At 35.8% G+C, this 12863-nt stretch carries 12 protein-coding genes; 5 read left to right on the forward strand and 7 right to left on the reverse strand.

Annotated features, from left to right (window positions below; genetic code table 11):
- Positions 1 to 3: 3 nt before the first annotated feature.
- Positions 4 to 1317 (forward strand): dipeptidase, encoded by a 1314-nt coding sequence (locus V7Z48_RS03835; protein ID WP_334112073.1) that lies wholly within the window; start codon positions 4 to 6, stop codon positions 1315 to 1317.
- Here V7Z48_RS03835 and V7Z48_RS03840 read toward each other — a convergent pair whose 3' ends face one another.
- The 7 genes from V7Z48_RS03840 to V7Z48_RS03870 form a co-directional block, all read right to left on the reverse strand.
- Positions 1318 to 2373 (reverse strand): NAD(P)/FAD-dependent oxidoreductase, encoded by a 1056-nt coding sequence (locus V7Z48_RS03840; protein ID WP_334112074.1) that lies wholly within the window; start codon positions 2371 to 2373, stop codon positions 1318 to 1320. It abuts the gene before it with no gap.
- On the reverse strand, positions 2366 to 2956 hold the full coding sequence (locus V7Z48_RS03845) for a precorrin-2 dehydrogenase/sirohydrochlorin ferrochelatase family protein (RefSeq protein WP_334112075.1): 591 nt from the start codon (positions 2954 to 2956) through the stop codon (positions 2366 to 2368). The genes V7Z48_RS03840 and V7Z48_RS03845 overlap by 8 nt, the downstream gene beginning before the upstream one ends.
- A complete protein-coding gene (gene cobA / locus V7Z48_RS03850) occupies positions 2956 to 3714 on the reverse strand; it encodes a uroporphyrinogen-III C-methyltransferase (RefSeq protein WP_334112076.1) in 759 nt (252 codons plus the stop codon). Before cobA ends, V7Z48_RS03845 begins: the two co-directional genes overlap by 1 nt.
- On the reverse strand, positions 3711 to 5801 hold the full coding sequence (locus V7Z48_RS03855) for a nitrite reductase (RefSeq protein WP_334112077.1): 2091 nt from the start codon (positions 5799 to 5801) through the stop codon (positions 3711 to 3713). Before V7Z48_RS03855 ends, cobA begins: the two co-directional genes overlap by 4 nt.
- 26 nt (positions 5802 to 5827) lie before the next feature.
- Positions 5828 to 6436 carry a phosphoadenosine phosphosulfate reductase domain-containing protein gene (locus tag V7Z48_RS03860; protein WP_334112078.1) on the reverse strand — a complete coding sequence of 203 codons (609 nt, stop codon included), beginning with the start codon at positions 6434 to 6436 and terminating at the stop codon, positions 5828 to 5830.
- Positions 6437 to 6854: 418 nt separating this feature from the next.
- Positions 6855 to 7274, reverse strand: coding sequence for an RrF2 family transcriptional regulator (locus V7Z48_RS03865; protein ID WP_334112079.1), 420 nt, complete (start codon positions 7272 to 7274; stop codon positions 6855 to 6857).
- A 27-nt stretch (positions 7275 to 7301) separates the two neighbouring features.
- On the reverse strand, positions 7302 to 9302 hold the full coding sequence (locus tag V7Z48_RS03870) for an alpha-ketoacid dehydrogenase subunit alpha/beta (protein ID WP_334112080.1): 2001 nt from the start codon (positions 9300 to 9302) through the stop codon (positions 7302 to 7304).
- A 155-nt stretch (positions 9303 to 9457) separates the two neighbouring features.
- Between V7Z48_RS03870 and V7Z48_RS03875 the strand changes: the two genes are divergently transcribed.
- From V7Z48_RS03875 to V7Z48_RS03890, 4 genes are all read left to right on the forward strand, one after another.
- Complete coding sequence (locus V7Z48_RS03875; RefSeq protein WP_334112081.1) at positions 9458 to 10408, forward strand: isopenicillin N synthase family dioxygenase; 951 nt, start codon at positions 9458 to 9460, stop codon at positions 10406 to 10408.
- Positions 10409 to 10504: 96 nt separating this feature from the next.
- Positions 10505 to 10834: a translation initiation factor gene (locus V7Z48_RS03880; RefSeq protein ID WP_334112082.1), complete on the forward strand. Its 330-nt coding sequence runs from the start codon at positions 10505 to 10507 to the stop codon at positions 10832 to 10834.
- Positions 10835 to 10869: 35 nt separating this feature from the next.
- Positions 10870 to 11742 (forward strand): nucleoside phosphorylase, encoded by an 873-nt coding sequence (locus V7Z48_RS03885; RefSeq protein WP_334112083.1) that lies wholly within the window; start codon positions 10870 to 10872, stop codon positions 11740 to 11742.
- Between the two features lie 15 nt (positions 11743 to 11757).
- Positions 11758 to 12618: a substrate-binding domain-containing protein gene (locus tag V7Z48_RS03890; protein ID WP_334112084.1), complete on the forward strand. Its 861-nt coding sequence runs from the start codon at positions 11758 to 11760 to the stop codon at positions 12616 to 12618.
- Positions 12619 to 12863 lie beyond the last annotated feature (245 nt).

Here is a 12863-nt window from a genome sequence, read left to right on the forward strand (position 1 = left end):
ATAATGAAGTTAATTATCACCTTATTTATTTCAATTTTTATGTTGAACTCTTGTAATGATCACAAAAACAACACTGATTCGTCCACTGCAAAAGATTCTTTAGCAATAATTGAATTGGCGAAATCCATTCATAAAAAAGTAATTACACTTGATACCCATTGCGATATTAATATTAAAAACTTTACAGATTCCATTAATTATACCCAACAAACCGATTCGCAGGTCAATTTACCAAACATGAAAGCCGGCGGACTGGATGTAGCATGGTTTATTGTTTACACTGGTCAAGATACCTTAACGGCCGAAGGTTATGCAAAGGCCTACGACAACGCGATATCTAAATTTGATGCTATTCACAGGTTAGTCAATGACTTTGCTCCCGATCAAATTGAATTGGCTACCAATTCAAATGAGGTAAGGCGCATTGTTGCATCTGGTAAAAAAGTGGCCATGATAGGCATTGAAAATGGTTATCCCATTGGTACTGATATTGGTAATGTGGAAAAGTTTTATAATCTGGGTGCACGTTACATGTCTTTATCTCACAACGGGCATAGTCAGTTATGCGACAGTAATACTGGTGAGGCAGATGGCGAATGGCTGCACGACGGAGTGAGTGAATTGGGCAAAGAAGTGGTTATTGAAATGAATCGCGTAGGAATGATGATTGATGTGTCGCATCCCTCCAAAGAAGCGATGCGCCAAATGATTGCGCTAACGAAGGCGCCAATTATTGCCTCACATTCCTCTGCAAGAGCACTTTGCAATCACAGTAGAAATTTAGATGATGAACAATTAGAATGGATGAAAGATAATGGTGGCGTGGTGCAAACCGTAGCATTCCAATCTTATTTGAATACCGATAAGTATAACGCAAGAAATGAAGCCATTACTGAAATAAGAAAAGCGGTTGCCGATTCCTTGGGTGTGAAATGGTACAACCGAAATGAATTTAGAGCTTTAAGCGAAACAGAAAAAGAGATTTTTAGAGATTATCGAAATCAGATTTTAACACTTGCAGATAAAAAAGCTGCATCAAATCCGGAAATTCCGGAAGCCGTTAATGTCTCAGATTTTGTGGATCATATCGACTATTTAGTTGAAAAAATGGGAATAGAACATGTTGGTATTAGTAGTGATTTTGATGGTGGTGGCGGTGTTGAAGGCTGGACTGACGCCTCCGAAACCTTCAACGTGACCTTAGAATTGGTGAAACGAGGTTATACCGAAAATCAAATAGCAATGCTCTGGAGCGGAAACTTATTGCGCGTTTTAGACGAAGTCGAAGCAGTTTCCAAAACTTTTCAATCTAACTAATTATATAGCAATTATTTCGGCCTTTTGAGCTTGTTTAACAGTGCCATTAAAACCTTGCACACCATTAACAGTGGTGTATTTCATATTAAACTTTTTATCTGGATGAATGATTGCGTAGGCGTATTGAACCATCACCGCTGCTTCGTGAAAGCCGCATAAAATTAATTTGAGCTTACCGGGATAAGTATTGACATCGCCCACTGCAAAAACACCTGGAATATTGGTTTGATAGTCTAAAGCGTTGTTCACTCTTATAGCATTTTTTTCAATTTCTAATCCCCAAGATCCTATAGGACCTAATTTTGGAGACAATCCAAATAATGGCACAAAATCGTCCGTTTGTTTAATTTCAAGTGTTTCGTTATTGTGCTTAATTACAATCGCTTTTAAATGACGTTCTCCTTCAAGAGCAATAACCTCGGCTTCTGTTATAAGCTTGATGTTTCCTTCGGAAGTTAATTTTCTAACTTTTTCAACCGAATCTAAGGCACCTCTAAATTCGTTTCGTCTGTGAATAAGCGTTAATTCTGAGGCAATATTTGAAAGAAATATAGACCAGTCTAATGCTGAATCGCCACCACCTGAAATCACCACCTTTCTATCTCTAAATACCTCAGGGTCTTTTATGAAGTAATGAATGCCTTTTCCATTTTCATACGATGTAATATTTGAAATCGGCGGTTTACGCGGTTCAAACGAACCCAATCCACCTGCTATTACCACAACTGTTGCATGATGTTGGGTTCCGAAATTGGTGGTAACTATAAAACTTTCGTCTTCTAATTTTTCAAGTGTTTCGGCGCGCTCGCCAAGGGTAAAACCAGGTTGAAAGGGTGAAATTTGTTCCATTAAATTATTCACCAACTCACCAGCCAATACCTCAGGAATACCGGGAATATCGTAAATAGGTTTTTTCGGATAAATCTCAGAGCATTGTCCGCCAGGCTGTGGTAAGGCATCTATTAAATGGCATCGCAAATTCATCAAGCCTGCTTCAAATACTGTAAATAAACCTACCGGACCGGCACCTATAATTAAGATATCTGTTTTAATCATCGTTATTTTTTTGTTCTACAAATTCTTTTGTTAGCTCATTTAAAGCGTGTACTTTTTCCTCAAAATCACCTTTGAGTTTTTTTCTGTAGTCGTTAATGTTTAGCACTAATTCATTCATGTTTTCTGGCAAGACCTCTTCAAAAAATTGACGAAGTCGTTTGGCCATGGTCGGCGATTTTCCGTTGGTTGAAATGGCAATTTTCACATGACCTTTTGTTACAATACCACCGAGGTAAAAATCACAATATTCAGGTGTATCGGCAACATTTACGAGTATGCCTTGCGCTTTGGCATCGGCATAAATTTGTTTGTTGACAGCTATTGAATCAGTGGCTGCAATAACGATATTAACCTTGTTTAAATCCGACTCATCATAAGCTTTTACACTATACGTTAAATTGAATGAGTTGATAATATCCATAGTTTGCTCACGGAAAAATGTAGCAACCAGCTTCACCTGAGTATTAGGACTTGACTTCAAAAGAAAGCTTAACTTTTCGTGCGCTACTTCGCCTCCACCAATAATTAGCAACTGAATTTTATCTGTTTTTAAAAATACGGGGTACAGCTCGTTGCGTTCCATTAGTTAAATGATATTTGTTGTTCAATTACGGTTCGCAAAGCAACATTGCTATTTACAACCTCACCAATAATTATAATAGCAGGAGCACCAATATTCGCTTCGTTAGCTTGCTGTTCAATGTTTGAAATGGTTCCAATAACTTCACGCTGTTGTGGTAAGGTTCCATTTTGAATGATGGCAATAGGCAAGTTAATTTTGCCTTCATTTTTGAAAGCTTTCACTATATTGGATAAGTTTTTAATACCCATTAAAATCACAATGGTGCTATTAGACTGGGCTGCAAGATGAATATCCTTTGATATGTCACGCTTTGTGGTGGTGCCAGTTATCACCCAAACACCTTCGGAAACACCGCGTTCAGTTGCTGGAATGCCAATGCTGGCTGGCACACTAAAGGCCGATGAAATACCAGGTATTACTTCGGTTTTTATACAAAAAAGTTTGGCGTAATTAATTTCTTCCGAACCTCTTCCAAAAACAAATGAATCACCTCCTTTAAGCCGCACTACGTGACCGTATTTATAAGCGTATTGCACTATCATTTGATGGATTACATCTTGTGTGAAGGTGTGTTTATTCGCACGTTTTCCCACGTAAATCTTTAATGCATTCGGAGCGTAGTCTAACAAGGTTGTATTTACCAAAGCGTCGTACAGAATTACTTGCGCATTCCGCAAAGCCTTAACACCTTTAAGTGTTATAAGTTCGGGATCGCCTGGTCCAGCGCCAACAAGCGTAAGTTTTGGTTGTGTATTCATGATGTAGGCGATTTTAATTGTTCGGAATAAAATTTGAAAGTAAGATTATAAAAATGTTTTGCCTTTAATACATAGGCCTCAGCAAATTCAGCATTTGGTTTGTTATCGCGAATTTGATAAACCAATTCGGCAAACGAACTTTCTAAGTGAATTCTATTTGATTGTATAAAATGCTCATCAAAAGCCTCTATAATATTCGCTTGTGTATTACAGGCAATAGAATCGGCCGTTAAAAGTGCCTTGGCAACATTTACAAAAACGTTGTAGGCATGGTATATAGCATCTGCGAATTGGAAATTTTTCAAAGCTTTACTTGAAGCGTCTAATTTTTCTTCAGATTCAAACAATAAAGTGGCTACTAAGTCAATAACCACACCTGCACACTCTCCTACACCTATTAATTTTTGATAGTTTTCTTCATGTCCCCAGTCTATATAATCTGATGGAATTAAATTATCCGTATTGGCAAGTGGTTTTAGCAAATCATAGAAATAAGTAGTGCCTTGTTGATCATAATAACTTATAAAATCATGCGATTTACCGTGGGTTTCATAATCATTCAATATCAAACGCAAGGCTTCTGGTCCGCGTTTGCTAGGAATTTTAATCAATTTATCAGAAAACCTACCTTTGCCATCTCCTAAAACAGCGCCACCTAGTAATACTTGTAAAGCGGGTGCCACTTGCTGACCAACCTTAATGGTCATACCTTGAAATCCGATATGTGCCATATTGTGCTGACCACAAGCATTCATACATCCACTTATTTTAATAAGAATCTCCTTATTGTTTAAATATTGTGGATATTCATTTTGAAGAACTTCCTCTAAAACTTTCGCAATACCTGTGCTGCTGGCAATACCTAAATTACAAGTGTCGGTTCCAGGACATGCCGTGATATCGGCAGTGCTGTTAAAACCGATATCAGCCAATCCTATTTTTTTTAGTTCTTGGTAGAAAAATGGTAATAAATCTTCCCGAACATGCGGAATAATAATGTTTTGTCTTAAGGTCAATCTAATTTCAGAAGTTGCATATTGACGCGCCAAATCTGCTAGGAATCGTGCTTGTTTGGTATAAAAATCTCCCAATTTTACCTTGATTCCAATTGCGAATAATCCATTTTGCTTTTGCTGAATGAGATTGGTGGCTTTCCAATGAATAAAATTTTCATCAACCGAAACATCAGTTGGTACTTCGATCTGATTCTTGATAATTTCAATTTCTTCGTATTCAACTTTAAACGTTTGATGGGCTAAGGCTTTTTTTTCTAGGTTCAATTCAGCCAAAAATGTATCTAATCCAATATCGGTAATCAAAAATTTCAGACGTGCTTTCAAACGACGTTTGCGTTCGCCATGACGGTCAAATATTCGAAGAACAGCTTCGGTGAATGGAATAATCTCATCGGCCGCTAAGAAATTGAAAATAACATCCGCTTCTTTTGGTTGCGAGCCTAGGCCACCACCAAGAACTACCTTAAAGCCCTTGTTTTGAAATGAATCAACTTGTGCAATAAAGCCCAAATCGTGCATAAAAGTTAGTGCATCGTCTTTTTCAGAACCAGAAATAGCTATCTTAAATTTTCGACCCATTTCCTGACAAACAGGATTGCGCAAAAAATATCGGAATAAGGCATCGGCATAGGGAGTTACATCAAAATGTTCATCTGGATCTATGCCTGCTAATTCTGAGGCGGTAACATTTCTAACTGTATTGCCACATGCTTCTCTTAGTGTCACTTCTTCTTTTTCAAGTTCTGCCCAAAGTTCAGGTGTTCTGTCTAAGCTTACATAATGAATTTGAATGTCTTGCCGTGTCGTAATATGGAGTCGTCCAGTAGAATATTCGTCACTTACATCAGCAATTTGGTGCAATTTGGCACTGGTTAATCTTCCATAAGGAATTTTTATGCGTATCATTTGAACGCCTGATTGACGCTGACCATATACGCCACGCGCTAATCGTAAACTTCTAAATCGTTCTTCATCAATTTTACCATCTTTAAAAAGTTGGATTTTGCGTTGCAAATCGATGATGTCTTGTTCAACAATAGGGTTTTCTATTTCTGTTCTAAAACTTCTCATTTTTATTTTTTTAAAGAAAATATTTGCTAGACATGAAGACCACATTCTCTGTTAGACAAGACCTTGGTTGGATCGTAGTAACGATGTTCGTTTAAAAGTTTATGTTGTTCAATGTAAACATCTAATTGGGTATCGCTGTAATAATAAAAAGGACTCACTTTTAAAACACCATCGCTGCCTTTGGAAAAAATATCTATACTATCTCTAAATGCCGTTTGGCCCTTTCTTAAGTTCGTAAACCACAAGTCTGGCTGATGTTCTTTCATGGCTCTTTTAAACGGTTCAAGTTTCACCTGCTCAGTAAATATTTGATGTGCTTTTGTGTCTACTTCAGGAATACCAAGTAGCACATCGCGAAAGCCAGCCGATAGCTTGGGTACATAAATATCAATATTTAATTTTAGTGTATCTATTAAGTACTGTGCATGTTTATACGTGTCTCGTGTATTATAACTGGTATCGCACCAGATAACTTTAATGTCTGGTTTTACCTGTGTTACCGCATGTATAATTACAACTTCGTAGGGTCGGAAATTAGTGGTAATAACAGGTTTTTTTGTGTTGGAAAGACTATATTCAATTATTTCTAATGGATCTATACCTTTTAATTGTTTGTTTATTTGTGAAAGATTCATGATTGTAATGATTTAATATTGTAAAATGACTTTTTGGTTTCAAGGCTTTAAATGCGTGAATAAAAAAAATGTATTTTACAAATGCTTTTAAAGAGTATTGTTTTGGTACGATTTATAGCGCCATGCAATACATTATGGGAAATAGATTGACCAATCTTCTTCGCGTTGATGATTTAATACAACAACAACATCGACTCATTTCTGTTTTAGATATTGAAATATTCTGTCCTGATTTTGAATTAAATAATGTCTGTAAAGCCATAATTCTTCAATTTAAATATATTCCCTATCGGAGTTGTAGGGTACAAATCTAAAATGATATTCTGAATAAACAAGCAAAAAGCAAAAAAAAGTAATGTTTATGATGGTAATAACAATTCTACCCGAAATATTTACACTTTATCAAGCAGAAAAAAAATTATTTAACGGCGTCAACCAGATCTTGAAGCGTTTTTGGACGCAGCACCGCTAAAGTGCTATCGCGAACTTCTAACATTAATCTATGGATGGCACATTTGGCTTCGTCTGGACAATCGTCGCATTTTTCATAAAAATTCAGACTTACACAAGGGAGCATTGCAATGGGACCTTCGAGTAAACGGATGACGTCAATCATCCAAATTTCATTGGCTGGTTTTAAAAGGTGGTAGCCTCCACCCTTTCCTTTTTTAGAGCCTAAATAGCCAGCTTTTCTTAAGCTTAACAAAATAGATTCCAAAAATTTATGTGATATATTTTCTTCTTTAGAAATAACAGCAATTTGAACTTTAGAACCAAAATCAAGCTTTCCCATATAGGTAAGGGCTTTTATACCATATTTAGTTCTGCGTGACAGCATATTTCAATTTTATTTTTAATGATGAATTTAGTAAGCCGAAAGTTTTTTTAGTTCGGTTTCAAACTTTCCTTTTGCTAAATATTGGTCTTCCAAAGCATTGATAAAGGGAATTGGTGTTTCTAAACTGCCAACTCGATGTACTGGTGCGTCTAAATGCTCAAAACAATTTTCTATAATTAATGCCGAAATATCAGAAGCAATGCCGCCAAAAAGAGAATCTTCTTGCAAAATAATGGCTTTACCTGTTTTGTTTACCGACTTGAAAATGGTTTCAGTATCTAAGGGTTGAAGCGTTCTTAAATCAATTAAATCTGCTTCAATTTCTGGGTTTTTATCTAAGGTGTCTAAGGCCCAATGTACGCCTGCTCCATAGGTGATTATGGTAACGTGATTGCCAGTTTTCAATAGTGAAGCTTCACCAAATGGAATGGTGAAATAATCAATTGGTACTTCTTGTTTGATACTTCTATACAAGGCCTTGTGCTCAAAAAACATAACCGGATTCGGATCGTTAATTGCAGTTGCTAGCAAGCCTTTGGCATCGGCAGGAAAAGCCGGATATACTACCTTTAAACCAGGTGTTTTCGTAAACCAAGCTTCGTTGGTTTGGGAGTGAAACGGGCCAGCCGCAACACCAGCACCACAAGGCATACGTACCACTACATCGGCGTTTTGATTCCAGCGGTAATAAGATTTTGCTAAATAGTTGACAATAGGATTAAAACCAGAGGTTGCAAAATCGGCAAATTGCATTTCTACAACACTTTTTATCCCTTTAATACTCAAACCCATTCCAACTTCTACTATTGCCGATTCGCATATTGGTGTGTTTAGAACTCTTTCCTTTCCGAATTGTTTTAAAAAACCATCAGTGATTTTGAAAACGCCACCGTATTCAGCAATATCTTGACCCATAATTACAAGGTCTTTATGTCGTTTCATACTCAATCTTAAACTGTCGGAAATAGCATCAATAAATCTAATCTCTTGTGTTTTAGAATCAGACTTAATCACTTCAATATTATATGGTTTGTAAACATCACTTAATTCTTTACTTAAATTTGGAATAATTGCGGGCTCTTCATCGGCTAACTTGTAGTTTAAGTCAATTTCAGATTTGAATTCATCAACTAATTGCTGATGTTGCGTTTCCGTTAAAATCTGTTTTTCCAACAAAAACTGTTTGTAATTATCTAGCGGGTCTTTCTGTTCCCAAGCTTTCATTAAATCGTCGGGAACGTATTTTGTACCGCTAGCTTCTTCATGACCTCGGCGTCTAAACGTTTTAAATTCTAGCAAAATAGGCCGTGGTTGTTTACGCATACTTTCGACAAGTTTTTGAACCAAATAGTATACCTCCAAAATATTATTGCCATCAATTATAAATGAATCCATACCGTAGGCTTTACCTCTATCGGCTAAATCTTTACAGTTATATTGTTCATTGGTTGGTGTAGACAATCCGTAGCCATTATTTTCAATGCAAAACAAAACAGGCAAATCCCAAACCGAAGCAACATTTAGTGCCTCATGAAAATCACCTTCGCTTGTACCACCTTCACCCGTAAAAACTGCTGTTACTTTTTTTTCTTTTTTGATTAAACTTGCCAAGGCAATACCATCGGCTACACCAAGCTGCGGACCCAAATGCGAAATCATACCAACAATTTTATATTCCTGAGTACCAAAATGAAAAGAACGATCACGACCATTAGTAAAACCGTTAGACTTTCCTTGCCATTGACTAAACAATCTATTTAATGGTATATTTCTAGTGGTAAATACGCCTAAATTTCGATGCATTGGTAAAATGTATTCGTCGTCGTTTAAAGCCATGGTTACACCCACCGAAATTGCTTCTTGACCAATGCCAGAAAACCATTTGGATATTTTGCCTTGGCGCAAAAGAATCAACATTTTTTCTTCAATTAGCCTTGGCTTCAGCATATTTCTATAAAGCGAAAGCAAAAGAGAATTAGAAAAATTTCTGGTATCGTAAATAATTTGAGATTTAGCAGTAGTCTGCATAAAAATGATGCGAGTTAATAGTTGATTGGGTAAAAGTAATTAAAATTAGCCCAAATATTTTAAGAGCTGATAATTTTTCAAATCAATTGCAACAAATGTGTAATTAATGAGAATTCTTTACATTTGTAAGTATTGAAAATTTATAATAAACTTCCATGAACGTAATTCCTAGTGTTAATTTGAATGATTTTGTATCAGGCGATGCTGAATCTAAACAACGATTTATTGATGAAATCGGTAAAGCCTACGAAGAAATTGGTTTCGTAGCCCTAAGTGGCCATTTTTTAGATACCGCTTTGGTAGATAAATTATATGCTGAAGTAAAGAATTTTTTCAACCTTCCTGTTGATATCAAACGTAAATACGAAATTCCAGGAATTGGTGGTCAGCGTGGTTATGTTTCCTTTGGAAAAGAAAGCGCTAAAGGCAAAAAGGAAGGCGATTTAAAAGAGTTTTGGCATTTTGGTCAGTACGTTGAAAATAACCCAGCATTAGAAATAGAATATCCTGCAAATGTTGTAGTTAAAGAACTTCCTGAATTTAATAAAGTTGGCAAAGAAGCTTACCGAATGCTCGAAAAAACAGCCAAATATGTGCTTCGTGCCTTGGCGCTACATTTAGGTTTAGAAGAAACTTATTTTGATAATTTTATTCATAACGGCAATTCTATTTTAAGACCTATTCATTATCCGCCAATCACACAAGAACCAAAAGATGCTGTTAGAGCTGCAGCCCACGGAGATATTAATCTGATTACGCTTTTAATGGGCGCACAAGGCAAAGGTTTACAGGTTCAAAATCACAAAGGCGAATGGATTGACGCTATTGCCCAACCAGACGAACTCATGATAAACGTTGGCGATATGTTGTCTAGACATACCAATAATAAATTAAAATCTACCATACATCGCGTGGTTAATCCTCCAAGAGAATTATGGGGAACATCACGGTACTCTATCCCGTTTTTTATGCACCCTATTAGTGATATGAAATTAGATGTACTCGATAAATGCATAGATGATAATAAACCTAAACAATTCGAGGACATTACAGCGGGTGAATTCTTACATGAGCGTCTGGTTGAATTAGGGTTGGTTAAAAAGTAAAATAAATAATTACCAATTTTAAAAATTCCAAATTCCAATATAACACCTGTAGTCTTTTGGAATTTGGAATTTATTTTTTTGAAATTTATAAATATTATGGATTTACAAAATCAGTTAAAAAACTTATTTCCAGATCATGTTTCATCAGAACCAGAACAAGAGATTTCTGACGAAAATCAAATATGGTTACAAGATGAGCCTTTACTTTGCAAATACGAAAAGCGAAAAGGAAAGCCAACTACCATAATTGCTGGTTACACCGGTGCCGATGAAGATTTTAAAAAATTAGCCAAGGAACTAAAGACCAAGCTAAGTGTTGGTGGTAGTTTTAAAAATGACGAAATTATTCTTCAAGGCGATTACCGCGACCAAATCATGAGCATGCTCAAAGAAAAAGGATTTAAGGTAAAACGCGTTGGCGGTTGAATTTCCTTTTAAAAACTAATTACTAAATTTATTAAATGTCTATAAAAGCCTCAGAACTCATACTTAATCCAGATGGCAGTGTCTATCACCTCAATCTTTTACCCAAACATATTGCAGATAACGTGATATTTGTAGGTGATCAAGATCGGGTTGAACGCATTACATCGCATTTCGAATCCATAGAGTTTTCAATTCAAAAAAGGGAATTTAAAACACAAACTGGTTATTATAGAGGAAAACGAATTTCCGTTATTTCAACAGGAATTGGTCCAGATAACATAGATATTGTGTTAAACGAATTGGATGCTTTGGTTAATATAGACTTAAAATCGCGCCTACCAAAAAGCGAATTGAAAAGTCTGAATATTATCAGAATTGGAACTTCTGGATCCTTACAAAAAGACATTCCTGTTGATGCGTTTGTATTAAGCACTCATGGTTTAGACATCAATGGGATGATGCATTTTTATCAAATTGAACCTATTGCCAGCAAAGAAATTGAAGATGCATTTATAAATCATACCAATTGGAGTCCGCAAAAAGCCAGACCAATAATTGTTGAAAACAGCAACTATTTAGAATCTTTGTTTACGGACGATTTCATACACAAAGGAATGACAGCAACTGCTGGTGGCTTTTACGGTCCACAAGGACGTGTGTTACGCTTGCCATTACAAGATCCGGAATTAAACCTAAAAATGGATAATTTCCAATATAAAGACTTAAGGATTGCAAATCTAGAAATGGAAACTTCTGCAATCTACGGACTTTCAAAATTATTAGGACATAATGCCTTGTCTTTGAATGCCATAATCGCGAATCGAGCCAATGGCACATTTAGCAAAGATCCAAGACAGACGGTAAATAATTTAATTGTTTATGCTTTGGAAAAAATGTTACAATTATAACTTTTTAGTATTATCATGAATTTAGTAAATATTGGTGGCGTTCCAGAACATTTTAATCTCCCTTGGTATTTAACCTTAAAAAACGGCGAATATAAAAAAGAAGGTATTAACCTAAGATGGCGCGACTATTTTGGCGGTACGGGTGAGATGGCCAAAGACTTACGAAACGGAACTTTGGATTTAGCCGTTATTCTGACTGAAGGCATCGTTAAAGATATAGTAGAAGGAAATTCAAGTAAAATCGTTCAAGTATTTGTGAAGTCACCATTGATTTGGGGCATTCATGCTGCGGGAAATTCACATTTGTCAACCCTTGAAGATTTAAAAGGTAAAAAGGCAGCCATCAGTAGATATGGTTCTGGTTCGCATTTAATGGCTTTTGTAAATGCCGAAAATAATGGTTGGGATATAAACACGGATTTACAATTTGAGGTAATAAAAAATCTCGATGGTGCTGTTGAAAGCCTTACTGAAGGTAAAGCGGACTATTTTATGTGGGAAAAATTTACAACCAAGCCTTTAGTTGATGACAATACCTTTAAACTGATTGAAAGTTGTCCAACCCCATGGCCATGTTTTGTGATAGCAGCAAGCAAAAATTTTATTGAAAATCAGAGTGGTTCGTTGAAAATTATTTTACAAATCATAAATAATACGACGGTTGAGTTTAAATCCATTCCTAGTATAGATCAAACTTTAGCCAATCGATATCATCAAAAACTCATAGATATACAAGAATGGTTGAGCCTTACCGAATGGTCACAAAAACAAATTACTCAAGATCAAATTTACAGAGTTCAAGATAAATTAAAGTCGTTAGGTCTAATTTCAGAGGAGAAGTCATACCAAGACTTTGTTCATACTTTTGCACTCTAGATTAAGAAATAAAACTGAAATTAACCGAAAAAAAGAGTTTTTAGTAGAATTTTTTTAAGAAATCATTAACTTTTTTTAAATATAAGTATCTACAATTCAACAATTTTATTACATTTGTTAACCCGAATTTCTGATAAGAACAAAATAATAAAATTTATGGTCATAACAATTACTCTCATTTTATCGGTTCTAGTAGCCTTTAATTTCTTTTTATTAGCCTTTAGCTGCAACAAATCAAACGTAAA

Source organism: Paucihalobacter sp. (assembly GCF_036825875.1).
Taxonomy (GTDB): Bacteria; Bacteroidota; Bacteroidia; order Flavobacteriales; family Flavobacteriaceae; genus Paucihalobacter.

Bases quoted from the DNA above. Each gene is read 5' to 3' on its own strand.
- V7Z48_RS03835 (WP_334112073.1), top strand. From the start codon at position 4: ATGAAGTTAATTATCACCTTATTTATTTCAATTTTTATGTTGAACTCT.
- V7Z48_RS03840 (WP_334112074.1), bottom strand. From the start codon at position 2,373: ATGATTAAAACAGATATCTTAATTATAGGTGCCGGTCCGGTAGGTTTA.
- V7Z48_RS03845 (WP_334112075.1), bottom strand. From the start codon at position 2,956: ATGGAACGCAACGAGCTGTACCCCGTATTTTTAAAAACAGATAAAATT.
- cobA (WP_334112076.1), bottom strand. From the start codon at position 3,714: ATGAATACACAACCAAAACTTACGCTTGTTGGCGCTGGACCAGGCGAT.
- V7Z48_RS03855 (WP_334112077.1), bottom strand. From the start codon at position 5,801: ATGAGAAGTTTTAGAACAGAAATAGAAAACCCTATTGTTGAACAAGAC.
- V7Z48_RS03860 (WP_334112078.1), bottom strand. From the start codon at position 6,436: ATGAATCTTTCACAAATAAACAAACAATTAAAAGGTATAGATCCATTA.
- V7Z48_RS03865 (WP_334112079.1), bottom strand. From the start codon at position 7,274: ATGCTGTCACGCAGAACTAAATATGGTATAAAAGCCCTTACCTATATG.
- V7Z48_RS03870 (WP_334112080.1), bottom strand. From the start codon at position 9,302: ATGCAGACTACTGCTAAATCTCAAATTATTTACGATACCAGAAATTTT.
- V7Z48_RS03875 (WP_334112081.1), top strand. From the start codon at position 9,458: ATGAACGTAATTCCTAGTGTTAATTTGAATGATTTTGTATCAGGCGAT.
- V7Z48_RS03880 (WP_334112082.1), top strand. From the start codon at position 10,505: ATGGATTTACAAAATCAGTTAAAAAACTTATTTCCAGATCATGTTTCA.
- V7Z48_RS03885 (WP_334112083.1), top strand. From the start codon at position 10,870: ATGTCTATAAAAGCCTCAGAACTCATACTTAATCCAGATGGCAGTGTC.
- V7Z48_RS03890 (WP_334112084.1), top strand. From the start codon at position 11,758: ATGAATTTAGTAAATATTGGTGGCGTTCCAGAACATTTTAATCTCCCT.